1 protein-coding gene and 1 pseudogene are annotated in these 598 nt (G+C 59.0%); both read right to left on the reverse strand.

What is annotated here, in order from left to right; all coding sequences use genetic code 11:
* The coding region (locus tag DDE75_RS17105; protein ID WP_162799114.1) for a transposase at window positions 1-269 on the reverse strand (269 nt) is incomplete at its 3' end.
* Between the two features lie 101 nt (window positions 270-370).
* Window positions 371-598: pseudogene (locus DDE75_RS17110) on the reverse strand (transposase); the annotation flags it as partial.

Genomic DNA, 598 nt, shown 5'->3' on the forward strand with positions numbered 1-598 from the left:
TGACCCTCCTCACCCTGGCGCAACTCTCGGTTCTCCCGCTCCAGCGCCTTCATCTTCTCGGCCATGTCTGCCGGGATGCCAGCGCGCTTTCCGCTGTCGACCTCGGCCTTCTTGACCCACTCGTTCAAGGTCTGGGGCGCACAGCCGATCTTCGCGGAAATCGACATGACTGCCTGCCACCGCGATTCATGGCGACCCTCGTTATCAAAGACCAACCGCACCGCGCGTTCACGCACTTCGGGGGAAAACTTGTTCCACGTCTTGCTCATGATGCTCCATCCTACTCAGGAGTTGGAGCCTCCGGCAAACCCGGCGCGGTTCAATCCCCCTGAGTAAGGTGTGAAGACTTCTTTCATTTGAGATTACTAGGTCATGTTGACAAATGGCGGAGCCAGAGACGGATCGAGGTGATGTCGATGAACCCCAAGAAGCTCTCTGCGGTTTTGTCGTAGCGGGTGGCGACGCGGCGGACGTTCTTCAGCTTGTTGAAGCAGCGCTAGACGAGGTTGCGCAGCCTGTAGAGGGTGCGATCCACGGTGACACGGAGCTTGCGGGTCTTGCGCATGGGGATGACCGGCACAACGTTGCGCGCTTCCAT

It is taken from the genome of Paracoccus indicus, assembly GCF_003056335.1.
Lineage (GTDB): Bacteria > Pseudomonadota > Alphaproteobacteria > Rhodobacterales > Rhodobacteraceae > Paracoccus > Paracoccus indicus.